Origin of the sequence: Mycobacteroides franklinii (genome assembly GCF_001853795.1) — a bacterium.
GTDB classification, from domain to species: domain Bacteria; phylum Actinomycetota; class Actinomycetes; order Mycobacteriales; family Mycobacteriaceae; genus Mycobacterium; species Mycobacterium franklinii.
In genome coordinates this window covers 592,735-615,887 of sequence record NZ_MLIK01000004.1, presented here as the reverse complement: position 1 = coordinate 615,887, position 23,153 = coordinate 592,735, and the positions used below count along the sequence as shown (strand labels likewise).

The 23,153-nt window shown below is 65.4% G+C and carries 25 protein-coding genes; 16 read left to right on the top strand and 9 right to left on the bottom strand.

The annotated features are described in order from the left end of the window. The first annotated feature begins 36 nt into the window (after positions 1-36). From BKG76_RS03455 to BKG76_RS03430, 6 genes are all read left to right on the top strand, one after another. Positions 37-1,236, top strand: coding sequence for an MFS transporter (locus tag BKG76_RS03455; protein WP_070935987.1), 1,200 nt, complete (start codon positions 37-39; stop codon positions 1,234-1,236). A 29-nt stretch (positions 1,237-1,265) separates the two neighbouring features. Further along, positions 1,266-2,213, top strand: a complete 948-nt coding sequence (locus BKG76_RS03450; protein ID WP_070935985.1) for a TIGR03564 family F420-dependent LLM class oxidoreductase — start codon at positions 1,266-1,268, stop codon at positions 2,211-2,213. A 27-nt stretch (positions 2,214-2,240) separates the two neighbouring features. Further along, entirely contained in the window at positions 2,241-2,993 is a 753-nt protein-coding gene (locus BKG76_RS03445) for an LOG family protein (RefSeq protein ID WP_070935983.1), read from the top strand. A gap of 5 nt (positions 2,994-2,998) precedes the next feature. Next, complete coding sequence (locus BKG76_RS03440; protein WP_070936835.1) at positions 2,999-3,565, top strand: LOG family protein; 567 nt, start codon at positions 2,999-3,001, stop codon at positions 3,563-3,565. Positions 3,566-3,698: 133 nt separating this feature from the next. Further along, on the top strand, positions 3,699-5,489 hold the full coding sequence (gene fadD6 / locus BKG76_RS03435) for a long-chain-acyl-CoA synthetase FadD6 (protein WP_070935980.1): 1,791 nt from the start codon (positions 3,699-3,701) through the stop codon (positions 5,487-5,489). 47 nt (positions 5,490-5,536) lie between these two features. Further along, on the top strand, positions 5,537-5,869 hold the full coding sequence (locus BKG76_RS03430; protein WP_070935978.1) for an HNH endonuclease: 333 nt from the start codon (positions 5,537-5,539) through the stop codon (positions 5,867-5,869). Here the strand turns inward: BKG76_RS03430 and BKG76_RS03425 are convergent. Next, complete coding sequence (locus BKG76_RS03425) at positions 5,866-6,843, bottom strand: NAD-dependent epimerase/dehydratase family protein (protein ID WP_070935976.1); 978 nt, start codon at positions 6,841-6,843, stop codon at positions 5,866-5,868. The two genes, BKG76_RS03430 and BKG76_RS03425, sit on opposite strands and share 4 nt — an antisense overlap. A 217-nt stretch (positions 6,844-7,060) precedes the next feature. On the opposite strand from BKG76_RS03425, the gene folP reads away from it, so the two are divergent. The 5 genes from folP (at position 7,061) to BKG76_RS03400 (ending at position 10,058) form a co-directional block, all read left to right on the top strand. Further along, complete coding sequence (folP, locus tag BKG76_RS03420; RefSeq protein WP_070936834.1) at positions 7,061-7,885, top strand: dihydropteroate synthase; 825 nt, start codon at positions 7,061-7,063, stop codon at positions 7,883-7,885. Further along, positions 7,882-8,805, top strand: coding sequence for a glucosyl-3-phosphoglycerate synthase (locus BKG76_RS03415; RefSeq protein ID WP_070935974.1), 924 nt, complete (start codon positions 7,882-7,884; stop codon positions 8,803-8,805). The genes folP and BKG76_RS03415 overlap by 4 nt, the downstream gene beginning before the upstream one ends. A 69-nt stretch (positions 8,806-8,874) precedes the next feature. After that, complete coding sequence (locus BKG76_RS03410) at positions 8,875-9,189, top strand: DivIVA domain-containing protein (protein ID WP_109420608.1); 315 nt, start codon at positions 8,875-8,877, stop codon at positions 9,187-9,189. Further along, positions 9,179-9,757 (top strand): DNA-3-methyladenine glycosylase I, encoded by a 579-nt coding sequence (locus BKG76_RS03405; RefSeq protein ID WP_070935970.1) that lies wholly within the window; start codon positions 9,179-9,181, stop codon positions 9,755-9,757. The genes BKG76_RS03410 and BKG76_RS03405 overlap by 11 nt, the downstream gene beginning before the upstream one ends. Before the next feature lie 133 nt (positions 9,758-9,890). Continuing rightward, a complete protein-coding gene (locus BKG76_RS03400; RefSeq protein ID WP_005059648.1) occupies positions 9,891-10,058 on the top strand; it encodes a DUF3117 domain-containing protein in 168 nt (55 codons plus the stop codon). Positions 10,059-10,076: 18 nt separating this feature from the next. Here the strand turns inward: BKG76_RS03400 and glgA are convergent, their stop codons facing one another. Further along, positions 10,077-11,240: a glycogen synthase gene (gene glgA / locus BKG76_RS03395; protein ID WP_207543740.1), complete on the bottom strand. Its 1,164-nt coding sequence runs from the start codon at positions 11,238-11,240 to the stop codon at positions 10,077-10,079. 174 nt (positions 11,241-11,414) lie between these two features. On the opposite strand from glgA, the gene glgC reads away from it, so the two are divergent. Beyond that, positions 11,415-12,629 carry a glucose-1-phosphate adenylyltransferase gene (gene glgC / locus BKG76_RS03390; protein ID WP_070935968.1) on the top strand — a complete coding sequence of 405 codons (1,215 nt, stop codon included), beginning with the start codon at positions 11,415-11,417 and terminating at the stop codon, positions 12,627-12,629. 1 nt (position 12,630) lies between these two features. On the opposite strand, the gene BKG76_RS03385 is transcribed toward glgC, so the two are convergent. The 5 genes from BKG76_RS03385 to BKG76_RS03365 all read right to left on the bottom strand — a co-directional run bounded on the left by BKG76_RS03385 (position 12,631) and on the right by BKG76_RS03365 (position 17,305). Further along, on the bottom strand, positions 12,631-13,305 hold the full coding sequence (locus BKG76_RS03385; protein WP_070935965.1) for a methyltransferase family protein: 675 nt from the start codon (positions 13,303-13,305) through the stop codon (positions 12,631-12,633). Positions 13,306-13,318: 13 nt separating this feature from the next. Then, complete coding sequence (locus tag BKG76_RS03380) at positions 13,319-14,941, bottom strand: ABC transporter permease (protein WP_070935963.1); 1,623 nt, start codon at positions 14,939-14,941, stop codon at positions 13,319-13,321. Then, positions 14,938-15,843 carry an ABC transporter ATP-binding protein gene (locus BKG76_RS03375; RefSeq protein WP_070935962.1) on the bottom strand — a complete coding sequence of 302 codons (906 nt, stop codon included), beginning with the start codon at positions 15,841-15,843 and terminating at the stop codon, positions 14,938-14,940. Before BKG76_RS03375 ends, BKG76_RS03380 begins: the two co-directional genes overlap by 4 nt. Continuing rightward, positions 15,840-16,496: a TetR/AcrR family transcriptional regulator gene (locus tag BKG76_RS03370; RefSeq protein WP_070935960.1), complete on the bottom strand. Its 657-nt coding sequence runs from the start codon at positions 16,494-16,496 to the stop codon at positions 15,840-15,842. Before BKG76_RS03370 ends, BKG76_RS03375 begins: the two co-directional genes overlap by 4 nt. A gap of 161 nt (positions 16,497-16,657) precedes the next feature. Beyond that, a complete protein-coding gene (locus tag BKG76_RS03365; protein ID WP_070935958.1) occupies positions 16,658-17,305 on the bottom strand; it encodes an O-methyltransferase in 648 nt (215 codons plus the stop codon). 173 nt (positions 17,306-17,478) lie between these two features. Here BKG76_RS03365 and sigE point away from each other — a divergent pair, with 173 nt between their 5' ends. From sigE to tatB, 4 genes are all read left to right on the top strand, one after another. Further along, positions 17,479-18,243 carry an RNA polymerase sigma factor SigE gene (gene sigE, locus BKG76_RS03360; RefSeq protein WP_070935956.1) on the top strand — a complete coding sequence of 255 codons (765 nt, stop codon included), beginning with the start codon at positions 17,479-17,481 and terminating at the stop codon, positions 18,241-18,243. A gap of 108 nt (positions 18,244-18,351) precedes the next feature. Beyond that, the gene (gene rseA, locus BKG76_RS03355; protein WP_109420541.1) at positions 18,352-18,795 is read left to right on the top strand and encodes an anti-sigma E factor RseA; all 444 of its coding nucleotides are present in this window, start codon (positions 18,352-18,354) and stop codon (positions 18,793-18,795) included. Between the two features lie 9 nt (positions 18,796-18,804). Continuing rightward, a complete protein-coding gene (gene htrA, locus BKG76_RS03350; RefSeq protein WP_070935954.1) occupies positions 18,805-20,283 on the top strand; it encodes a serine protease HtrA in 1,479 nt (492 codons plus the stop codon). Then, positions 20,283-20,693, top strand: coding sequence for a Sec-independent protein translocase protein TatB (gene tatB, locus BKG76_RS03345; RefSeq protein WP_070935952.1), 411 nt, complete (start codon positions 20,283-20,285; stop codon positions 20,691-20,693). Before htrA ends, tatB begins: the two co-directional genes overlap by 1 nt. A gap of 45 nt (positions 20,694-20,738) precedes the next feature. Here the strand turns inward: tatB and BKG76_RS03340 are convergent, their stop codons facing one another. Together BKG76_RS03340 and BKG76_RS03335 are read right to left on the bottom strand one after the other, a co-directional pair. Continuing rightward, a complete protein-coding gene (locus BKG76_RS03340; RefSeq protein ID WP_109420540.1) occupies positions 20,739-21,875 on the bottom strand; it encodes an Mrp/NBP35 family ATP-binding protein in 1,137 nt (378 codons plus the stop codon). 23 nt (positions 21,876-21,898) lie between these two features. Then, positions 21,899-23,143: a lytic transglycosylase domain-containing protein gene (locus tag BKG76_RS03335; protein WP_070935949.1), complete on the bottom strand. Its 1,245-nt coding sequence runs from the start codon at positions 23,141-23,143 to the stop codon at positions 21,899-21,901. Positions 23,144-23,153 lie beyond the last annotated feature (10 nt).

The window sequence follows — 23,153 nt, the reverse complement described above, 5'->3', positions numbered from 1 at the left end:
GGCTTGCGTGTTGGGAAATCCATATCGTCGTCCCTCGTGACCGATTTGGCGAATGATGAACAGCTGACCGCCCATCACGCGACGCTCTCCGCGCCCGCTCCCATTTCGGCGTGGAATCGCATGCGGTACTGGGTAATCGCGCATGCCGTCGACGACTTCTACCAGGGCCTGGTGCCCGCAGCCATCCCGTTCTTCGTGCTGGAGCGCCACTACAGCTACGCGGCAGCGTCGGGTCTGGCGCTCGCTGCGACGTTGGGAAGCGCGTTGCCCCAACCACTGCTCGGTCTCATCGCGGATCGATGGCGGCTGCTGTGGATGGCTCCGGCGGGCCTGGCTGCCGCCGGAATCGGTGCGGGCCTGGCGGGGTTGGTGCCCGGCTACTGGCTGGTCTGGACCATGCTGCTCATCTCCGGTCTGGGCGTGGCGGCCTTCCATCCCGCCGCCGGCCGCGATGCCCGGCGCGACGCGGGGGATAGCGCCACCGCGATGAGCTTGTTCGCCGCCGGAGGCAGCGTCGGCTTCTTCCTGGCACCGGCGTTGGTGACACCCGCACTGGTGTCTTCGGGACTGGGCGCGACAGCCTGGTTCATTCCACCCGCCGTCATCATGGGATTCGTGCTGTGGCGCTATCAGCTGCGGCAGGGTTCGGCGACCTCGGTGCAGCGGCAGCTGACCGGGAGCGACCGCTGGGGGCCGTTCTCGGTTCTGGTTGCTGTCGAGGTGGTGCGCTCGGCCATCTACTTCGGCATGAACACCTTCATCGCGCTGTACCTGATCAATCACCTGGGTGTTTCGGCAGCCATCGGTGGCCTCGGGTTGGCGATGTTCCTGGGCGGCGGCGTGATCGGGACACTGCTCGGTGGCCGGATCAGCGACCGCATCGGCATGATCGCCACCATCCGGATCGGCAGCATCGCCGCGATTCCCGCGTTCGTCGCGCTGCGGCTCTGCCCGCAGCCGTGGATCGCGCTGGCCCTGGCCGCCGTCGTCGGTGTCGCCGTCAACATCCCGTTCGCGGTGCTGGTCAAACTCGGCCAGGACTATCTGCCGACGCGTCCGGGCACGGCCGCCGGGGTGACGTTGGGCCTGGCCGTCAGCGTCGGGGGATTCTTCGTGCCGTTACTGGGCGTCCTGGCAGATCACCACGGACCGCAGGCGGTGCTTACCACGCTTTGCCTCGTGCCGATTCTGGCGATTGTGCTGGCCTGCCTGCTGCCGCCGCCTGAGCGGGAATAGCGGCTCAAACGCACAGGGTTGGCCGAGAGGTGAAACTCGGAGTGGCCATCGGCCGACCCCTCAGCGTGCAGGGTGACACCAACCTCGTCGACGTCTTCATCGCGCACGGGCGTCGGGTCACCGATGCCGGGGTTGGCACGTTGTGGCTCGGGCAGATGTATCACTACGACGCGATCACCATGGCCGCGGTGGTGGGACAAGCGATACCCCCGGAAAAACTCCACACCGTGGGCGTTTCGGTCATTCCCATCAATCCGCGCCACCCCATCGAGGTGTCGGCGGCGGCACAGACCGCACAGGCCGCCACCCACGGCAGGTTCCAGCTGGGCTTAGGGCTCGGCGCCCCGGTGATCGAGGGCCCGAGTTATGGCCTCCACGTGGACAAACCGATACGTCGTCTGCGCGAGTACCTCATCACCCTGCGGCAACTACTGGACACCGGAACCGCGGACTTTCATGGTGAGACTCTCACCGTCGCACCTGAATTCACCACCTCGCAGCCGGGCGGCGAGAACATCCCCGTGTTGGTGGCAGCCATGGCGCCGCAGGCGCTGCGCGCCACCGGCGAGCTGGCCGACGGCACGATTCCGCTGCATGCCGGACCGCGCGCGCTCAGCCAGGAGATCGTCCCCGTCATCAACACCGCCGCCGAGCGCGCCGGACGGCCGCTCCCACGTGTCATCGCCGGCGTGGCCGTCGTCGTCACCTCCGAACCCGAACGGGTGCGGGCATTGGCCATCGAGGACATGGCTTTCTACGAGAACATCCCGTCATACCGGAAAGTGCTTGACGCCGAAGGTGTTCAGCACACCGGAGAACTGGCGATCATCGGCGATGAGCTGCACGTCGCCACGGGGCTGCAGCGCTATTTCGACGCCGGGGCCACCGAAGTCTTCGCCAGCCATACCGAGCTGGGCGGGCCGCAGGACGAGGCCCGCACGCTGGCACTGCTGGGGGAGCTGTCCCGCGGGAATTGAGTTGCCGGCGGCCCCTAGGCTGGCTACGTGCCCGATCAACCACTAACCCAACTGCATGGACCGGTTCGGCTGCGCCGTGACCGGTGTGAGAAGACCACCGCCGATCAACGTCTGCTGGACAGCCACGAATCAGGCGCGTGGACACACACAGATCAATGGCGAGTGTTGCGCATCCAGAGTGAGTTTGTGGAAGGTTTCGACGCGCTGGCGCAAACCCCCGAGGCCGTAACGGTTTTCGGTTCTGCCAGGACAAAGCCGGATTCCCCTGAATATCAATTGGGTCGAGACCTGGGTACCGCCCTGGTGAAGGCCGGCTATGCCGTCATCACCGGGGGCGGACCGGGAGCCATGGAGGCCGCCAACCGCGGCGCCAGCGAATCGGGTGGCTACTCGGTGGGCCTGGGCATCGAGCTGCCGTTCGAGCAGGGCCTCAACGAATGGGTAGACCTGGGCATCAACTTCCGCTATTTCTTCGTTCGCAAGACGATGTTCGTGAAGTACGCGCAGGCCTTCGTGTGTCTGCCCGGTGGATTCGGCACCCTGGACGAACTCTTTGAGGCGCTCACCCTGGTGCAGACCCGCAAGGTGACGCGGTTCCCGATCATCCTGCTTGGCACCGAGTACTGGTCGGGTCTCCTCGAGTGGATCCGCGGCACGATGCTGCCTGCCGGGAAGATCGGTGAGCAGGACATCGCGCTGCTCTCGGTGACCGACAGCGTCCAGGAGGCTGTCGAGATCATCCTCGCGTCGGCCGTCAACGGGAATGGGAACCACCGATGACCGCGATGAGCCGCGTACGCGAAGAGCATCAGCCCCTGGCCGTCTGTGTGTACTGCGCCTCCGGCCCGCGTCACCCCGAGCTCTTGGACCTGGCGACCCGCCTGGGTACCGCCATCGCCGAACGCGGATGGACCTTGGTATCGGGGGGAGGCAATGTGTCGGCCATGGGGGCGATAGCCCAAGCCGCGCGTGCTGCCGGCGGGCGCACCATCGGTGTCATTCCCAAGACGCTCGTGCACCGCGAGGTCGCCGATACCGACGCCGACGAACTGATCGTCACCACCACCATGCGCGAACGTAAGCAGATCATGGAGGACCGGTCTGACGCCTTCATCACGCTGCCCGGCGGGATCGGCACACTCGAAGAGGTCTTCGAAACCTGGACGGCCGGTTACCTGGGATTACACGAGAAGCCGGTGGTGCTATTGGACCCCGACGGCCACTACACCGGGCTGCTGCGCTGGCTCGACGAATTGCAGGACAACGGCTATGTGGCGGCCCCTGCCCGGGATCGGCTGCTGGTGCACACCGATATCGCTGCTGCTCTCGATGCGTGCCGACCAACGGATTGACGGGGCCCTACCGTTCGTCAACAATGCGGTGAGCCATTGCCTACTGGGCGGTAAGAACGTGGATGACCCGCTTGCGGGAAGACCAACACGAGGATGACCCGCTAGCGGGAAGACCGACAACAGGGAGAACCAGATGTCCGCAAGCAGCACCATTCCGTCCACCGCCCGAAACCGGGTCCGGCTGACCGAGGTGCTCGCCCAGCTTCCCTCGCTGGCGCTGGATTTGCCGATCATGGCGGGCGGCGTTCTGGGCGGCATCAAGGCGAACCCCAATGGCCGCCTCTCGATCGGCGCCCTGTTCGCCGAGCGCGCCGCCAAGTACGCCGACAACGTGTTCCTGCGCTTCGAAGGCAACGACATCACCTATGCGCAGGCCAACGCCACCGCCAACCGGTACGCGGCAACCCTGGCTTCGCACGGCGTGGGCCGTGGTGACGTGGTCGGCATCATGGTGCGCAACTCCCCGCAGACCGTGCTGCTGATGCTGGCGACGGTCAAGCTCGGTGCCATCGCGGGCATGCTCAACTACAACCAGCGCGGCCATGTGCTGGCTCACAGCATCGGTCTGCTCGACTCCAAGATGCTGGTCACCGATGCGGAGTTCGAGGAAGCCATCAGCGAATCCGGCGTCAACGTGGTCTCGCAGCTGACCGCCGAGGAACTCGACCGGATGTCGGTCTTGGCGCCCACCACCAATCCCAGCGCCACCGAGGCCGTGTTGGCCAAGGACCGTGCGTTCTACATCTTCACCTCCGGAACCACCGGGTTGCCGAAGGCCAGCGTGATGACCCACTACCGCTGGCTGCGCGGCATGTACGGCATCGGGAGTCTGGCCTTGCGGCTGCGGTCCAATGACGTGCTGTACAGCTGCCTTCCGCTGTATCACAACAACGCGCTGACCCTCGCGGTGTCGACGACGATCAATGCCGGGGCCACCCTGGCCATTGGCCGGTCGTTCTCGGTGTCGCGGTTCTGGGATGAGGTCATTGCCAGCCGCGCAACGGCTTTCATCTACATCGGCGAGCTGTGCCGTTACCTGCTGAACCAGCCGCCCAAGCCCACCGACCGGCAGCACAAGGTGCGCGTGATCATCGGCAACGGCTTGCGGGCCGAGCTGTGGGGTGAGTTCACCAAGCGATTCGGCATCAAGCGAGTGTGCGAGTTCTACTCGGCCAGTGAGTCGAACACCGCATTCGTCAACGCGCTCAACATCGACCGCACCGTGGGTCTCTGCCCGTACCCGCTTGCCTACGTCAAGTACGACATTGAGACAGGGGAACCGGTTCGTAATTCGAAGGGGCTCTTGACCAAGGTCGGAGCGGGTGAGGCCGGGCTGCTACTGAGCAAGGTCACCAGCATGTCCCCGTTCGACGGGTACACCGACCCGACCGCCTCGGAGAAGAAGCTGGTGCGCGACGCCTTCAAGAAGGGCGACACCTGGTTCAACACAGGCGATTTGATGCGCAACCTGGGCTGGGGTCACGCGGCGTTCGGCGACCGGCTGGGCGACACCTTCCGGTGGAAGGGCGAGAACGTCGCCACCACCGAGGTGGAGGCCGCGATCGACAACAACGATGCGGTGGAGGAGTCGACCGTGTTCGGCGTGCAGGTGCCGGGCACCGACGGCCGCGCGGGAATGGCTGCCATCAAATTGCACGATGGCGTCGAGCTTGATCCAAAGGCGCTGAGCGACACCGTTTATCAGCATCTTCCCGCGTATGCGCTGCCGCTGTTCATTCGGATTGTGGACAGCCTGGAGCACACCACCACCTTCAAGAGCCGCAAGGTGGAACTGCGTGAGCAGGCCTACGGCGAAACTGTCACCGATCCGCTGTACGTACTGGCCGGTCGTTCGGAGGGATACGTCCCGTTCTATCCCGAGTACCCAGAGGAAGTGGCAGGCGGACAGCGGCCCAAGGGCTAGCGCGTCGTGACCCGGTGCGACCGGGTCGCCACGATACCGTTCGACGTATGGCAGGGACTCGTCGTGCGCGGATAGCGAAGCGCCGTCGATTGCGGGTAAGTCGTGCCGACAACGACCTCACCGACGAGCAGTGGTCGGAGCTGGTGCGGGCCTGGGGTGGCTGCGCCTACTGCGGCGCGACAGAAACCGCGCTGCAGCGCGACTGTGTGCAGCCGATCTCGCGCGGTGGGCGCTACACCCAATCCAACGTGGTGCCGGCGTGCGCGTCCTGCAACTCCAGCAAGTGCAATGCCGAAGTGACCAGCTGGATGCGCCGCAAACGGTTCGACGAGACGGCATTCCTGCGCCGCTACGTGGAGGTCACCCGGGCGCTGGCCTAGGTGGTGTAGACGCCGGTCGGCTCGTCGTGATAGCCCTTGGCGCCTATCTCACGCGCCAGCGGACTGCGGAAATCTGCTTCCGCGGCAAGGCAATCGAGGATGTGGTGGTAGTCGTAGCGCGGCCGCCAGCCGAGTTCGGTTCGCGCCCGCGTGTTGACGTAGACGCGATCGATCGTCGGGAACATGGACCAGCCGCGCGCCGCATACACGTCGGGCTGCTCCGGGAAGTACCCGGCCACCACCGCGGGTGCGTCGACACGTAGTTGCGCGGTGTCGCCCGGTGCGAAGGGCGTTGTCGCCGAGATCACATACGTGGCCCAGCAGATGTCGGGGGCCCGTTGGGCCGCGAGCAGGTGCGCGTCCACCACATCGGCCAGATCCACCCGTCGGTACAGGTATTCATTGGCCTTCGCGTTCTCGTCGTTGTAGCGGTCACGCACCGTGTCGTTGTCGTCTTGCTCGGGGAAGAACCGCGAGGTGCGCAGCACGATGACCGGCAGGCCGCTGTCCTGATGCACCACCTGCGCGATGTCCTCGGCCGCGGTCTTGGTGGCGCCATAGATGTTCTTGGGCACCGGTGCGACGTCCTCCGTGATCCACGCCGCCTCATCCGTTCCGACCAGCGCATGGCCGAAGGCGCTGGTGGTGCTGGTGTAGACGAAGCTGCTGACGCCCGCTGCCGAGGCCTCTTCGAGGAGTACGAGCGTGCCCTCGATGTTGGTCTCGACGAAGTCGGTGCGCGGATGCGATCCGACATGCGGTTTGTGCAGGGTCGCGGTGTGCAGCACCGAGGTCACGCCGGCCATCGCCTCGCCGACGAGCCGACGGTCGGCGATCGACCCGACGACATCGGTGGCCGGGCCCGCGACTATGTCGATTCCGACCACGTCAGCCCCGGCGCGCCGCAACGTGCGGACCAGCGCCTCCCCGAGATGGCCCGAGGATCCGGTGACCAGGAATCGATTCTCGCTCATGTGCTCATACTGCTCAGGCCCGCAACTCATTTCGCTCGCCGAGCGTGAAGCCGCTGCGGGATATCGGGCCACATCCCGCAGCAGCTTCACACTCGGCGCGTGCTGGAGCGGGCCTGGCCTGCACAATGAGGGCGTGCTGGAGACCCCCTCGGACACTCTTCGCGTGAGCGGCTCGTCGTTCTGCGGGCGACCCGTGCGCACCGATCGTGCCCTCATCATGGCGATCGTCAACCGCACACCGGACTCCTTCTATGACCGAGGTGCCACCTTCACCGACGAGGCCGCCCAGGCCGCGGTGCATCAGGCGGTGGCCGACGGTGCGGATGTCGTCGACATCGGCGGCGTCAAGGCGGGCCCGGGGGAGAACGTCGATGCCGATGCCGAGACCGCGCGGGTGGTGCCCTTCATCGAGTGGGTGCGTGGTGCTCATCCTGATCTGCTGATCAGCGTCGACACCTGGCGTGCCGAGGTGGCGGAGAAGGCTTGTGCGGCGGGGGCCGATTTGATCAATGACACCTGGGCGGGTGCTGATCCCGAGCTACCGGCCGTGGCGGCCGCCCATGGCGCCGGGCTGGTTTGCTCGCATACCGGCGGCGCGGTGCCGCGCACCCGGCCGTATCGCGTCAACTACGGAACCGAGGTCGACGGCGTCGTGCACGCCGTCATCGCCGAAGTGACCGCCGCCGCCGAACGTGCGGTGGCGCTCGGGGTATCGAGAGACTCGATTCTGATCGATCCGACGCATGACTTCGGCAAAAACACCTTCCACGGGCTCGCTTTGTTGCGCCATGTAAACGATCTCGTTAATACCGGGTGGCCTGTGTTGATGGCGTTGAGCAACAAGGATTTCATCGGGGAGACTCTTGGTGTGGGACTCACGGAACGACTCGAGGGCACTCTTGCCGCCACCGCGCTGGCGGCGGCGGCCGGTGCCCGCATGTTCCGGGTACATGAAGTCGGGCCCACACGCCGCACGCTGGAAATGGTGGGCTCCATCGTCGGGACCCGCCAACCGGCGCGAACAGTGAGGGGGTTGGCATGACCTCAGTAGTTGGTATTGACCCAAGCTGGCTGGACACCCACAGCTGGAACCGGCCCGAATGGACGGTCGAACAGCTCATCGCCGCGAAGAAGGGCCGCACCGTCTCGGTGGTGCTGCCCGCGCTCAACGAGCAGGAGACCGTCGCTGCCGTCGTCGACACCATCAGCCCGCTGCTGGGTGGTCTGGTGGATGAGCTGATCGTGCTCGACTCGGGCTCCACCGATGACACCGCGATCCGGGCCGTGGCCGCGGGTGCGCGGGTGGTCAGTCGCGAGCAGGCGCTGCCTGAGGTGCCGCCGAATCCGGGCAAGGGTGAGGTGCTGTGGCGGTCGGTGGCCGCGACCACCGGTGACGTCATCGCATTCGTCGACTCCGACCTCATCGACCCTGACCCGATGTTTGTGCCGCATCTGCTGGGGCCGTTGTTGTTGGGGCAGGGCATCCATCTGGTTAAGGGCTTCTATCGGCGCCCGCTCAAGGTCAGCGGTGCGGAAGACGCCAACGGCGGTGGCCGAGTGACCGAGCTGGTGGCCCGGCCGATGCTCGCCGCTCTCCGACCGGAGCTCAGTTGTGTCGTGCAGCCGCTGGGCGGCGAGTACGCGGGCACCCGGGAGCTGCTGTCCTCGGTGCCGTTCGCACCCGGATACGGCGTGGAAATCGGTCTCCTCATCGACACCTACGACAAGCTGGGGCTGGGCTCCATCGCTCAGGTCAACCTGGGCGTGCGCAGCCACCGCAACCGGCCCCTGGTCGAGCTCGGTGTGATGAGCCGGCAGGTGATGGCGACCATGCTGTCGCGATGCGGGATTCCGGACTCCGGCGTGGGTATCACCCAGTTCTTCGCCGACGGCGACGGGTTCACGCCGCGTAGCTCGACGGTGTCGCTGGAGGACCGTCCGCCCATGAACACCCTGCGCTAGGCGTCACATCTGCCGGGTGTAGCCGGACTGTAGGTCTGGATGTCGGACCTCGCTGGCAAGATCGGTGTCGTGACGTTCGCACTGACGTATCTGCTGGTTCTCATCGCGGTGGCCGCCGTCTTGTTCGTGCTGGGCTCGATGCTGTTCGGTCGCGGCGAGGAGTTGCCGCCGCTGCCCAAGGGCACCACCGCTACCGTCCTGCCTGCGGAGAAGGTCACCGGGGCCGACGTGGATGCCGTCAAGTTCTCCCTGGTGTTCCGCGGGTACAAGGCCAGCGAGGTCGACTGGGTGTTGGACCGGCTTGCCCGCCAGATCGACGAACTGCGAGCCGAGCTCGACGAGGTGCAAGGCGCCCGAGCCAGTATCGAAGCAAATGCCGACTAAAGAGCCCAGCCGCTGTTCCTGGGCCGTTGATCCGGCCGGGTCCACCCTGTACACGGAGTACCACGACAACGAGTGGGGGCGTCCGCTGTATGGGCGCGATGCCTTGTTCGAACGGCTCTGCCTCGAGGCATTCCAGAGCGGCCTGGCCTGGATCACCATCCTGCGCAAACGTGAGGGTTTCCGGCGTGCGTTCGCCGGGTTCGCGCCGGAGAAGGTTGCCGGCTTTGGCGACAAGGACGTGGCCCGGCTGATGGCCGACGCCGAGATCGTGCGGAACCGCGCCAAGATCGAATCGGCTATATCCAACGCTCGCGTCGTCCTCGATCTGGACACCGATCTTTCGGACCTGCTGTGGTCGTTCGCGCCGAAACGCCGCGCCCGGCCGCAGCATCTTTCGGACGTGCCTGCGGTCACCGACGAGAGCAAGGCCATGGCCAAGGAACTCAAACGTCGCGGGTTCCGTTTTGTGGGCCCTACCACGGCATATGCGCTGATGCAGGCCACCGGCATGGTGGACGATCATGTGCGTTCCTGTTGGGTTCCGCGAGCCGACACCGCACCCTCCTGACGGTCCAGTTGAGGGTCTGCTGTCCCCAGATGCCCGCGATAGGGAAGAATGGCTCAGTGAAACGGCAGCTCAGATAGGGAACAATGGTCGGAGATGCCGAACACCCTTGGCTGGAATTTGGAGGGAGCACACGATGGCGGCCATGAAGCCCCGAACAGGCGACGGTCCTCTCGAGGCTACGAAAGAGGGGCGCGGAATCGTCATGCGAGTACCACTGGAAGGTGGCGGTCGTTTGGTGGTCGAGCTGACCCCCGATGAGGCTGCCGCGCTGGGCGACGAACTCAAGAACGTCACCAGCTAGTCCACGGCCCTCCGGGCGCTAGCTGCAGACCTTCTCGTAGATCTGCAGCGTCATTTCGGCGATATGCGCCCACGAGAACTCGTCGATGCACCGTGCTCTGCCGGCGTTGCCGTATGCGGTGGCGCGGGCCGGGTCGGCGACTAGTGCGTTGACCGCGTCGGCGAGGCCTGCCTCGAACGCCGCAGCTTCGCTGCTTTCGTACGCCACCAGGGTCCCGGTGACACCTTCGGCAACCACTTCAGGTATTCCGCCGACGCGCGATGCCACCACCGCTGTGCCGCACGCCATGGCCTCCAGATTCACGATGCCCAGCGGTTCGTAGATCGACGGGCACACAAAAACCGTTGCTGCGGAGAGCACTTCCCGCAACTTGGGGATGGGCAGGAATTCGCGTATCCAGTGCACGCCGGGCCGTGCCGCGGCCAACTCGGTGACGGCGCCGGTGATCTGCTCGGCGATTTCGGGGGTGTCGGGCTCGCCTGCGCACAGGATCAGCTGCACCTGCGGCGAGAAGCGATGCGCGGCCGCCACCAGATGCGCCAGCCCCTTCTGTCGGGTGATCCGTCCGACGAATACGACAATCGGGCGGGCCAGATCCACGCCGAGCTCGGCGAGTACCGACCCCGGTTGGGTGATCGCCGTCGCCGGATCTACCGGATACCAGTTCGCCGTGTCGATTCCGTTGCGCACCACATGGATCCGGCTGGGATCCAAACCGGGGTACGTGACCATGATGTCGTCGCGCATCCCGCTACTGACCGCGATGACGGCATCAGCAGCGTGCATGGCGGTGTGCTCCACCCACGACGACACCCGGTATCCGCCGCCGAGCTGTTCGGCCTTCCACGGGCGACGTGGCTCCAGGGAATGTGCGGTCAGTACGTGCGGGATGCCGTGCAGCAGCTTGGCCAGATGGCCCGCCATCCCGGTGTACCAGGTGTGCGAATGCACCACCGTGGCACCGGCGGCCGCGGCGGCCATCACCAAATCGGCCGACAGGGTCGTCAGCGCCGGGTTGGCACCGTCCAGTGCGGGGTCGGGCCGATGAACGAACGCGTTATCGCGCGGTGCCCCCATACAGTGCACGTCGACATCGCACAGTGTGCGCAGCTGCGCCACCAGTTCGGTGACGTGGACACCGGCCCCGCCGTACACCTCGGGTGGATACTCCCGCGTCATCATCGCCACCCGCGTCGTGGATGCGTCGCGTGCGGGAAGACCCTCCGTCGTGGATGAGCCGCATGCGCGAAGACGGTCGGTCATAGCCACGACCGTAGTAGGTGCCTCCGACTGCCGCAGGCCCGCCACGGGGTGTAGCGCTGGCCGCTTCTGCCGACTGCCGATAGGTTGATTGCTATGAGGGCATCGCCACACGTTCTGGGGATCGTGCTTGCCGGCGGTGAAGGCAAGCGGCTCTACCCGTTGACCGCCGACCGTGCGAAACCGGCGGTGCCCTTCGGCGGCGCGTATCGGCTCATCGATTTCGTGCTGAGCAACCTGGTCAATGCGCGGTTCCTCCGTATTTGCGTTCTGACCCAATACAAGTCGCACTCGCTGGACCGGCACATCTCACAGAACTGGCGCCTGTCGGGTTTGGCGGGTGAGTACATCACCCCAGTTCCCGCCCAGCAGCGGCTCGGCCCGCGCTGGTACACCGGTAGTGCCGATGCCATCCACCAGTCGCTCAACCTGATCTTCGACGAGGACCCCGAGTACATCGTCGTGTTCGGCGCCGATCACGTGTACCGGATGGATCCCGAGCAGATGCTCGACTTCCACATAGAAAGTGGAGCAGCGGTGACCGTCGCAGGAATCCGGGTGCCCCGCACCGAGGCAAGCGCATTCGGCTGTATCGACGCCGACGACACCGGACGCATTCGCGAGTTCGTCGAGAAGCCCGCAGACCCGCCCGGCACACCGGATGATCCCGATGCCGCATTCGTCTCGATGGGCAACTACATCTTCACCACCAAAGAACTCATCGACGTCATCCGCGCCGATGCCGAGGACGACCATTCCGACCACGATATGGGCGGCGACATCATTCCTCGGCTGGTGGCCGACGGCCGCGCGGCGGTCTACGACTTCAACACCAACCTGGTACCTGGAGCCACCGAACGCGATCACGCGTACTGGCGCGACGTCGGAACCCTCGACGCGTTCTACGACGCCCACATGGATCTGGTGTCGGTGCATCCGGTGTTCAACCTCTACAACCGCCGCTGGCCGATCCGCGGCGAGTCGGAGAACCTGGCGCCCGCCAAGTTCGTCAACGGTGGCTCGGCGCAGGAGTCGGTCGTCGGTGCCGGCAGCATCATCTCGGCGGGATCTGTCCGCAACTCGGTGTTGTCCTCGAATGTCGTTGTCGACGACGGCGCCGTCGTCGAGGGCAGTGTGCTGATGCCCGGTGTGCGCGTGGGCCGCGGCGCGGTGGTCCGGCACGCGATTTTGGACAAGAACGTGGTTGTCGGTGTGGGAGAACAGGTTGGCGTCGATATTGAACGCGACCGGGAACGGTTCAACGTCAGCGCGGGCGGCGTCGTCGCCGTCGGCAAGGGCGTCTGGATCTAACTCACCACACCAGCGGCACCAGCCGGCTGCGCACCCTCTCGGTGTATTCGTCGTAGCCCTGTAGATCGTGGCGCAGCATCTTCTCCTCGTCGAGGATACGCACCACCAGGGAGGCGGCGGCCGGCGCGACGGCGAGCAGGCCCCAATACGACCCCAACGCCAGCGGGATGCCCACCATCATCACCAGCGAGCCGGTGTACATGGGGTGACGGACCAAGCCGTACAACCCGGTTGAGGTCACGGTCTGTCCGGATTCGACGGTGATGCTGGCGGCGGCGTAGTTGTTCTGGGCCACCACCAACGTGGCCGCTCCCAAACCGCCGATCACCAGCACTTCACCGACGATCACCAGCCAGGTCGGCACATGAGACCAGCCGAACCGATGATCGAAGGCGCTCACCACGATAAGTGCCAGGAACGAGCTCAGTAGCACGGTCACCGCGAGCTTCTGCACGGGGCGAGTCTCCGCGATGGGTCCGCCGTGTAAACGTCGCTGCAGCACTTCAGGATTGGAAGTCGCCAGGTAGATCGAGGAGACCGTGGAGCTGACCACGAAAATTGCGAGGAAGACCCAGGCCTGCCAATAGTGGAATGTTCCCGCGGGCCAGAAGAGCGCCGCGCCGAACACCGCGAGGGCGATGATTCCCGAAACGAATGCTTGTACACCGGTTTTCATGGACTTTCCTTTCTCAAATAGCGTCGCGTCGGCGGTATATATCGCCCGCGGCGGCAGTCAGACCGGAGCCGATCACCACAAGAAGAAACATGGTGAGCCACGGGTACTCGGCGGGAGCGCTCACACGCATTACCGGCGAGAGCTTCACCAACCAGGACGGCAGCTGCAGGATCCCGGCGTAGAGCATGCCCACGGAGAACGCCACCACCAGCCAGCCAATCCAGCCCTGCCGCACGGAAACCGCGATGGCTGCGATACCGCACACCACCAACAGAGCCGGAATCTGCGCCAGCCCGGCAAGAGTGAGACGCCACACCAGATCCGGGTTGTGCAGTGTGCTCGCTGCGCCGAGTCCGCCGCCGAAGCCGGCGATGGTCATCAGCAGCGCGCTGCCCAGGGCGGTCATTCCGACAGCGGCCAACAGCCAGTTCCAGCGTGACACGGCGCGGGCCAGTACGGCCTCGGCGATACCCGACTGTTCGTCCTTGGCGAGCTTCAGGATCGCCGACACCACATAGGCGGTGACCGCGATGGCGAGCACCTGGTTGAAGGTGGCGAAAATGCTGTCGAGACCATGGGCCTTGAATGCACGGGCCAGCAGGGGGTTGGTGTCGATCGAATCTCGCAGGCTCTTGGCCATCGAACCGAATGCCATACCGCCCAGGAAGACTCCGAAGCCCCATCCGGTGAGTAGCCCGCGCTGCAGTTGCATATTGAGGCCGAACACGGTCTTGATCTCGGGAGCGTTGGGGTTCTCGCCACGCGAGGGGAGCACACCCGCGTCGTATTGGCGATGTCCCTCGAGTACATGCGCGGTCAGCATCAGTGCGAGTGTGGTGCCTACCAGCAGCAGGAACGGCCACCAGCGCAGATCGACGAATGGTCGCATCTGTTGGGCCCAGGCCAGCGGCGAGACCCAACTGAGCGCACTGCCCTTGTTGTCGATGATGTCGCCGAGTCCACGAACCACGACCGCCGCCGCCAGAGCCGCCATCGCGGCGCCACTGGCGGCTCGAGCGGTGCGCCAGAGCTGTGATGTGACGGCCGCGACGCCGGCGAAAACCATGGAGGCGCCGGTGATCCCGAGGCTGATTCCGAGACTGTTGGCGAAATCGAATCCCGCCGCGGACAGCGCCACCGTCATGGCCACGGCGAGGACGGCATTCATCAGCCCCACCACGATGAGTGCCGCGTAGGTCCGCGCCTGATGGCCGATCACCGCCGACATCACCAGCTCGGCCCCGCCGGATTCCTCTTCGGCGCGGGTATGACGGACGACCGTCAGGATGGACATGATGGCAGCAGCGGCGATCATGACGGTCATGAGTTCGTTGGCGACCATGACACCGACATCGGTCTCGTTGATGCCAAAGTTTGGGCCGCCCATGATGATTCCGGCCGGCGTCTTCATCATCGTGACCCGGGCCATCCGGTCGGCGGCGGTGGGATACATCGACTTGAACGCCAGCGGCGTGTAGGTCATCAGCAAGGTCAGCCAGCCCACCCACATGCAGATCCGGAATCGATCGCGGCGCAGCGCCAACGCGATCAAGGTGTTGATGCCAGTCAGCGGATGTCTTGGGGTTCCGTCCGCGATGGGGCGACGGATGGGGAGTGTGGCGAAATCGGTGGTCATCGCGGTACACCCTGGTACTCGCGCATGAACAGTTCTTCCAGGGAGGCCGGTGCCACGCTGAGATCGACGATCCCGAGGCCGGCCAGCTGTTCCATGGTGCGGTCCAGATCGCTGCGGTCGACGGTGAAGGAAGCCCGGTTGCCACCGATGGTGAGATCACGCAACTGCGGGACCGATTTGAGCCCTGCGGGATTGGCCAAGGTGCGTACCGTGACCGATGTCCGCATGAAATGGCGTAGCTCGGCCAGTGAACCGGAGAGGACGGTCCGCCCGGCGCGCACGATGGTCACCCGATGACAGAGCTTCTCCACCTCGGCCAGGATGTGGCTGGACAGCAGTACCGCGCAGCCCCGGGAGGACACCTCGGCCACGCACTGCTGGAAGACGGTTTCTATCAAGGGATCCAGGCCGGATGTCGGTTCGTCGAGGATGAACAACTCGGCGTCGGAGCAGAACGCGGCGATCAGGGCCACCTTCTGTCGATTGCCTTTGGAGTATGTGCGTGCCTTCTTGGTGGGATCCAGTTCGAAGCGTTCGATGAGTTCATTGCGCCGGGGGATTGAAATATGTTCGGCGCCTCGCATTCTGGTGAGGAAGTCAATGGCTTGTCCGCCGGTGAGGTTGGGCCACAGGGTGACATCCCCGGGGACGTAGGCGATGAGTCTGTGCAGATCGACTGCATTGACCCACGGGTCGCCGCCGAGGAGCTGTACCGTGCCGGCGTCGGCGCGAAGCAGACCGAGGAGTGTTCGGATGGTGGTGGACTTCCCGGCGCCATTCGGTCCGAGGAACCCTGCCACTTCGCCATGTGCAACGGAGAGATCAAGGCCGTCGAGGGCCTTGGTTTTTCCGAAAGATTTTGTAAGTCCGCGTATTTCGACAGCCAGATTCGGGTACGTCACGTGGTGCCTCCTTGTTGCGAATTCTTTTCCTGTGTTGCTTTGGCTTGTGCGACAAAGGCGTCCAGCATGGTGGGATCGGTCATGAGACCTTCGGTGTAGACCTCGATCGCGGGGAAGATCAGTTGATCGACATACCGGCGCAAGATCGTTCGTAGGTCTTCATCCGGGTACATCTGCACGTAGATGGCCAGGGAGCCAAGACCGTTCAGTGAAATCCACAATGCACGCGCCTTGGGATCGCGACTTGGCTTGATGGTGCCCGCGCGTACCCCGTCCTCGAGGTACTGCTCGGCATCGTCGACGGAACGCTGCAGAAAGGCGCGACCGGGTTCTCCGCCGGACTGCACGCTGTGCAGCAGGTACCTCACCATTGGCGCGAAAGACTCGACCTCGTCGAGGGCGTCGAGCCATACCTGGGGATCGTTGGAGGTGATGGTTCGTGATTTTTCCGAGCGGATGTACTCCAGCAGGTACTCGTCCACCGCTTCCCGGAGTCCATCCTTGGATCCGTAGTGGTGGATGACCAGCGCGGGGCTGACCCCCGCCGCGTCGGCGATGGCCCGCACGCTCGCGCCGTATCCCTGCTCGCCCCACAGCTTGATGGCGGCATCTCGGATACGGGCAGCGGCGGTGAGGTCGTCGACTGAACGCATGTTTAGGAGACTAAACAGTTGTTCAGTCGAGGGTCAAGCATCAGACCGGTCGTGGGTGCGTGTCTTTACGGGTTTTTTGCGATTCCGGCGCAAAAAGCTGCCGTCCGGTCGCCTGGGGCGCGCCGGACGGCAGGGAGAGAAAGGAGTTAAGAAGGGGGAACTCAGTCGCGGGTGGCGGCGAGCAGGCCGTCGCCCAGTGGGATCAGTACCGCGGTAAACCGGCCGTCGTCGGCGATGATGCGTGCGGCCTCGCGTGCTCCGACCACGTCGGGGTCGCTGGCGCCCGGATCACCCGCGCGCCCACCGGCGGATATCCCGTGGATCACGACAGCCCCACCTGGACGGAGCAGCCGGATGCCCCCAGCCAGGAAGTCGGGTTGATCGGCTGGCGCCGCGTCGATGACGAGCAAGTCATAGGACTCATCTGCCAGCCGCGGTAGGACTTCTTGGGCACGCCCGCCGATCAGCCGGGTGCGCGATGGCGCAATGGCTGCCTCGGAAAAGGCCTGTTTGGCACTGCGCTGGTGTTCGGGTTCCAGGTCGATGGTGGTCAGTACGCCGTCTTCGCGCATTCCTGAGAGCAGCCACAGACCGCTGACCCCGGCACCGGTGCCGACCTCGACCACGGCCTTACCGCCGGAAAGGCGCGCGAAGACGCTGAGGAGTGCGCCCACTGCGGGCGTCACGGGGCCCGCGCCCAGGTCAACGGCACGTTCTCGGGCGGCGGCGACGATTTCGTCTTCGGAAATGGCGCCCTCGGCGTGGTTGACCATCGCTTCGACGGGGGATCGATCTGCGCTGCTGGTCACGATTCGATCCTGTCGAGCGGGAACGGATCTGTCCTGCGACACGCCGAACTCCTGATGGATCGAGCGGGTTTTTTGCTCACTAATCCCTGGTGAGATCGGATCGAGACCGCATTCTCAGGAAGAGTTAAGTTGGCTCATAAGTGACCCACACCTAGGTGGTAGAGGGTCATTGCATGTCGCGATCCGTCCTGAACCAGAGCCTGAGTGCCCCGCGCCTATCTGGGAATAACACCGGTGGCATCCGAGTTGATCGGGCTGTCAGCCTCCCCACTGGGGGCGAGGCGACCACCGAACAGGAGGAACACGCGATTTCGCTTACGCGTATCAGCGAGCCCGAGTACACCGACTTCGTCGAGGCCCAGCCCGACGAGCTGTCCGGGACCGCAGTATTCGATGCCACCGGAGACCAGGCCGCCATGCCGTCTTGGGATGAACTGGTTCGTGAGCATGCAGACCGTGTGTACCGCCTGGCCTACCGGCTTTCGGGCAATCCGCAAGATGCCGAGGATCTGACTCAGGAAACCTTCATCAGGGTTTTTCGGTCGCTGCAGAGCTACCAGCCCGGCACTTTTGAGGGCTGGCTACACCGCATCACCACCAACCTGTTCCTGGACATGGTTCGTCGCCGTGGACGCATCCGCATGGAAGCACTGCCGGAGGACTACGACCGTGTACCGGCCACCGACCCGGATCCCGAGCAGATCTACCACGACGCTCAGCTGGGAGCCGACCTGCAGGCAGCGTTGGACTCGCTGGCACCGGAGTTTCGTGCCGCCGTGGTCCTGTGCGATATCGAAGGTCTGTCCTACGAGGAAATCGGCGCGACCCTCGATGTGAAGCTCGGCACCGTCCGTAGCCGCATCCACCGCGGTCGGCAGGCGATCCGTGAGTACCTGGCTGCCCGCTCCTCGACGTCCGCGCTCGCGGCCGCCGAGTAGCGCGACACCGTCGGCGCAGGTTGGTACGCAATGAGTACATTCGCGCGCTATCTTCGAGGTAGGTCGGTACGAGTCCGCCGGCCATTCCGAGTCGAAGGGAGCGTCGCCGTGGTGGATAGCGGCTCGTTCCGGCGGGCGTTCTCGAGCTTCTCTTCCTTCTCGCGGCTGCCGTCCCCGTTCGCCTCGCAGAGCCAGGCCCCGGTGGGTGCCCCGCGCCAGTTCGGATCTACCGAGCATCTGTCCACGGAGGCGATAGCGGCGTTCGTGGATGGCGAACTGCGGATGAGCGCCCACCTGCGGGCGGCGCACCACCTGTCGATGTGCGCCGAATGCGCGTTGGAGATCGACGCGCAGCGCCAAGCGCGCAGCGCCCTCCGCGATTCCGGTGGGATTCGGGTACCGGGTTCACTGCTTGGGCTGCTCAGCCAGATTCCGCACATCCCTCATGACGTCACCCCGTCGCAACCGTCGGCACACGACGGCGACTTACCGCAGGCATTGGGGGGTGACGCGGTGCGGCCAGATAGCCGCGCACGCCGTAAGCGCCGGTAGGGTGGGCCGGTGACCGCAAATCAGGACACCGCTCCCCGGTTGGCGCCGCGCCCGGTTGACCGGCCGCCCGTCGATCCGGCTTCACAGCGGGCTTTCGGCCGTCCTTCGGGGGTATCCGGTTCATTCCAGGGCGCGGACAAGTACCGAGACCAGGGGGACTACACACCGCGGGTGGGTCCGCCCGACCCGGTACTGGCGCAGGCTTTCGGACGGCCCGATAACGCGACTACTTCTCTGCAACGCCACCCCGCCGATGCCGGCAAGCTCAACGCCGTCGACGACGGTCCGGACGCCGCGGAGGATCCGTGGCGCGACCCCACAGCGCAGGTTCAGCTGGGCAGCCCCGCAGTCGACAAGGCACCCGTGGCGATATCCGGTGCGCCGGCTCCGAAGCTGGGTGTGCGCGATGTTCTTTTTGGCGGCCGGGTATCCATCCCCGCGCTCGCCGTTCTGGCGGCCGTCGCTCTGCTGATCGGCTTGGTCGGCGGCATCATCGGACGCAAGACGGCCGAAGTGGTCGAGGCCTTCACCACCTCGAAGGTCACCCTGACCACCGATGACAACACCCAGCCCGACGAGTCCCGCTTCACCGCGGTGGCCAACGCCGTCAAGAGCTCCGTGGTGACCATCGAGGCCAGCTCGGATGACGAGGTGGCCCAGGGCTCGGGAGTCGTGATCGACCCCAAGGGCTACATCATCACCAATAACCACGTGATCTCCGACGCCGCGAAGAACCCCGGCAAGTTCAAGATCGAAGTCATCTTCAACGACAGTAAGAAGGTGCCCGCGAATCTCGTGGGGCGCGACCCGAAGACCGACATCGCGGTATTGAAGGTCGACAATGTCGACAACCTGACCGTGGCGCGCCTGGGTGATTCCGACAAGGTCGCCGTCGGCGCCGAGGTCATCGCGTTCGGTTCCCCGTTGGGTCTGCGCAGCACCGTGACCGGCGGCATCATCAGCGCGTTGCATCGTCCGGTGCCGCTCTCGGGTGAGGGCAGTGACACCGACACCGTGATCGACGCGCTTCAGACAGACGCCGCCATCAACCACGGCAACTCCGGTGGTCCGCTCATCGACATGAAGTCTCAGGTGATCGGCATCAACACCGCCGGAAAGTCGTTGAGCGACAGCTCAAGTGGTCTTGGTTTCGCGATTCCGATCAATGAGGCTGCCGAGGTTGCGCAGACGCTGATCCGCGACGGCAAGATCGTGCACGCGACGCTGGGCATCAGTAGCCGCACGGTCAGCAATGCGACCGCCACGGGCGCTGAGGTGGCCAACGTCAAGGCCGGCAGTCCCGCGGAAAAGGGCGGCATGCTGGAGAACGACGTCGTCGTCAAGGTCGGTAACCGGACGGTGGCCGACGCCGACGAGTTCGTGGTAGCGGTGCGGCAGTTGAAGATTGGGCAGGAAGCCACCATTACGGTGCTGCGGCAGGGTCGCCCCGTCGAGCTCAAAGTTACCCCTGGTCCAGACGGCTCCTGATGTTCGGCAGTGTCGGCTGGGGAGAGCTACTGGTCCTGCTGATCGTGGGGCTCGTGGTCCTCGGCCCGGAGCGGCTGCCCGGGGCAATCCGGTGGACCACCGAGTCGCTGCGCAAGGTGCGTGACTACGCCAGCGGTGCGACGGCTACGTTGCGCGAAGAGCTGGGGCCGGAGTTCGACGATGTGCGCAAGCCGCTCGCCGAGCTGCAGAAGCTGCGCGGTATGACGCCACGTGCCGTGATCACCAAGCACCTTCTGGACGGTGATGATTCGGTGCTCGATTCGTTGACCAGGCCGCTGGATGACGTGAAGAAGGCGGTCACCGAGCCGGCACCCACACCGGTCGTCAACCCGGAGCTCACCAAGCCCGCAGTGCCCGGGCCGACACGTTACGACGCCGACGCGACATAACCACCCCGTCCGCGAGCATGCTCGCGCAGGGGAGGGGGACAGGCCTTAGTTACGTCGGGTGGTGTCGATGTTCAAGGACATGCCCGCCAGCCCCCGGCTGCGTGTCGAGAGTTTGTCTGCCACGGCCCGAAGAGCCTGGCCCGCGGCTGAATCGGGCTGACTGAGCACGATCGGCAGCCCGCTGTCGCCGCCCTCGCGCACGGCAGGGTCCAGCGGGATCTGGCCGAGCATTGGTACCTTGGTGCCCACCACCCGGGTCAGACTTTCGGCGACGGTGTCGCCGCCGCCGGAGCCGAACACCTCCATGCGGGTGCCGTCGGGCAGCACCAGCCAGGACATGTTCTCGACCACACCGACGATGCGCTGACGGGTTTGGGTCGCGATGGCACCCGCACGCTCGGCGACCTCGGCGGCCGCCTGCTGCGGCGTGGTGACCACCAGAATCTCGGCACCCGGAATGAGTTGGGCCACCGAGATCGCGACGTCACCGGTGCCCGGTGGCAGATCCAGCAGCAGTACATCCAGATCGCCCCAGAACACATCGGCCAGGAACTGCTGCAGGGCGCGATGCAGCATCGGCCCACGCCACACCACGGGGGTGTTGCCCTGGGTGAACTGGGCGATCGAGATGACCTTCACGTCATGGGCCACCGGGGGCAGGATCATCCGCTCCACCTGGGTGGGCCGGTCGGAGGTGCCCATCATGCGCGGTACCGAGTGGCCGTAGATATCGGCGTCGAGCAGCCCGACCGATAGCCCCTTGGCCGCCATCGCTGCCGCGAGGTTCACTGTGACACTGGACTTTCCGACACCGCCCTTGCCGGATGCCACTGCGTACACGCGGGTGAGTGAGCCGGGCTGGGCGAACGGGATGACCGGTTCGGGGTTGTCGCCGCGCAGCTGCTTGCGCAGTTCGGTGCGTTGCTCGTCGTTCATGACATCCAGCTGCACTCGTACGGTGCCCACGCCGTCGACATCGGCGGCGGCCTGGGTGACCCGCTCGGCGATCTCGGCCTTCTTCGGGCACGCGGAAGTGGTGAGGTAGATCCCGATATCGACGTTGTGGGCGTCGTCGAACGTGATGTCCTTGACCATCCCCAACTCGGTGATGGGACGGCGAAGTTCGGGGTCGATAACCCCGGCGAGTGCGCTGCGCACGGCCGTGGTGAGCTCGGATGTCACTACCCGAGTCTAGGGCGTGCCGGTTAGGGCTTTGGCGCTGCCGGTGCGTGTGCAGGTCCGGGAGCCGGGCCCAACTCCACCGGGGGTGGCGGCGGGGCGAACGGATTGAACGGCTGCGGCGCCTGGTTGGGGGCGAACGGGTTGAAGGGCTCGGCGGGCGGAGGCTGCGGTGCGCAGAAGAACATGCACGGAGCCTGAGGCGCTTCGGGTGCCGGCGGGGTGGCTCCGGGTAGGCCCGCGACAGTAACTCGATCCGGTGTCAACGGGTTGACGATCGGCAGCTGGGCCAGCGGATCGTTGGGGGAGAGCCCGGCGACGTCGATGGCCGAGCCGGGGCCGAGTCCGCGGGATTCACCACCGAGGTGAGCCTTGCGTTCGGGCGCCACATCGGCGGCGGTCAGCGGCGGCAGGTTGAGCGGAATCACTCCGGTGGCGTAGCCGGCGGCCCAGGCGAGCACGTTCTGCGCGTAGGCGACCGAGTTGTTGTAGCGCAGGATGGCCGACATCACTTGCGAGTGATCCCGCAAATTCAATCCACCGCTGCATAAATAGCGGGCGGCCGCCAGACTCGCGTCGAAAACGTTCTGTGGGTCGGCCTTGCCGTCGCCGTCTCCGTCGGAGGCGTAGCGACTCCAGGTGCTCGGCAGAAACTGCATGGGCCCGATGGCGCGGACGTACACCTGGGAGCCCTGAGTCCGACTCTCCTCGTGGTCGATGATGACCTCGTTGCCCGGGAGCGTGCCGTCGAGCGTGGGGCCGTAGATCGGACGGATCACGCGACCCTTCACGTCGGTGGCACCGTTGTTGGCATGGCCCGATTCGATCCGGCCGATGCCCGCCAGCAGGTTCCAGCTCACCCCGCACCCGGGCTCGGCCTTGGCCATCATGCGTTCGGCGTTCTGATAAGCATCCAACGCGATCTTCGGGATACCAAGACCCCCAGGGGCCATCAGGATCCCGGGCGGTGGTGGTGCAACGGCGGCGCTTGGTGCGATGCGGTACTGCGTCGGCGGACGCATCACGGTCACGAGATTCAGTTGGCCCATGTCGGCCTGCGCGGTGGCCGCAGAGACCACGGGAACCGGAACTGGGACGACGGCCTGGCCGCTCACCTGGGCACTGCTGGCCGCAACCGCGAAGCCGGCGATGGCCAGAGTGCTGAGCCCACCGACACGCAGCCAGGGCACCGAGGCGGAGGCTTCTTTGACACGTGATGCCGCGCTACGGGCGTTCTTCACCGACGTCGCAACCCAACCCGGAAGCTCCACTCGGTTCCTT

Excerpts from the sequence above, each read along its gene's own strand:
- BKG76_RS03440 (WP_070936835.1), top strand. The coding sequence starts at position 2,999 with ATGAGCCGCGTACGCGAAGAGCATCAGCCCCTGGCCGTCTGTGTGTAC.
- fadD6 (WP_070935980.1), top strand. The coding sequence starts at position 3,699 with ATGTCCGCAAGCAGCACCATTCCGTCCACCGCCCGAAACCGGGTCCGG.
- BKG76_RS03430 (WP_070935978.1), top strand. The coding sequence starts at position 5,537 with ATGGCAGGGACTCGTCGTGCGCGGATAGCGAAGCGCCGTCGATTGCGG.
- BKG76_RS03425 (WP_070935976.1), bottom strand. The coding sequence starts at position 6,843 with ATGAGCGAGAATCGATTCCTGGTCACCGGATCCTCGGGCCATCTCGGG.
- folP (WP_070936834.1), top strand. The coding sequence starts at position 7,061 with ATGGCGATCGTCAACCGCACACCGGACTCCTTCTATGACCGAGGTGCC.
- BKG76_RS03415 (WP_070935974.1), top strand. The coding sequence starts at position 7,882 with ATGACCTCAGTAGTTGGTATTGACCCAAGCTGGCTGGACACCCACAGC.
- BKG76_RS03405 (WP_070935970.1), top strand. The coding sequence starts at position 9,179 with ATGCCGACTAAAGAGCCCAGCCGCTGTTCCTGGGCCGTTGATCCGGCC.
- BKG76_RS03400 (WP_005059648.1), top strand. The coding sequence starts at position 9,891 with ATGGCGGCCATGAAGCCCCGAACAGGCGACGGTCCTCTCGAGGCTACG.
- glgA (WP_207543740.1), bottom strand. The coding sequence starts at position 11,240 with ATGATGACGCGGGAGTATCCACCCGAGGTGTACGGCGGGGCCGGTGTC.
- glgC (WP_070935968.1), top strand. The coding sequence starts at position 11,415 with ATGAGGGCATCGCCACACGTTCTGGGGATCGTGCTTGCCGGCGGTGAA.
- BKG76_RS03385 (WP_070935965.1), bottom strand. The coding sequence starts at position 13,305 with ATGAAAACCGGTGTACAAGCATTCGTTTCGGGAATCATCGCCCTCGCG.
- BKG76_RS03380 (WP_070935963.1), bottom strand. The coding sequence starts at position 14,941 with ATGACCACCGATTTCGCCACACTCCCCATCCGTCGCCCCATCGCGGAC.
- BKG76_RS03370 (WP_070935960.1), bottom strand. The coding sequence starts at position 16,496 with ATGCGTTCAGTCGACGACCTCACCGCCGCTGCCCGTATCCGAGATGCC.
- sigE (WP_070935956.1), top strand. The coding sequence starts at position 17,479 with ATGTCGCGATCCGTCCTGAACCAGAGCCTGAGTGCCCCGCGCCTATCT.
- tatB (WP_070935952.1), top strand. The coding sequence starts at position 20,283 with ATGTTCGGCAGTGTCGGCTGGGGAGAGCTACTGGTCCTGCTGATCGTG.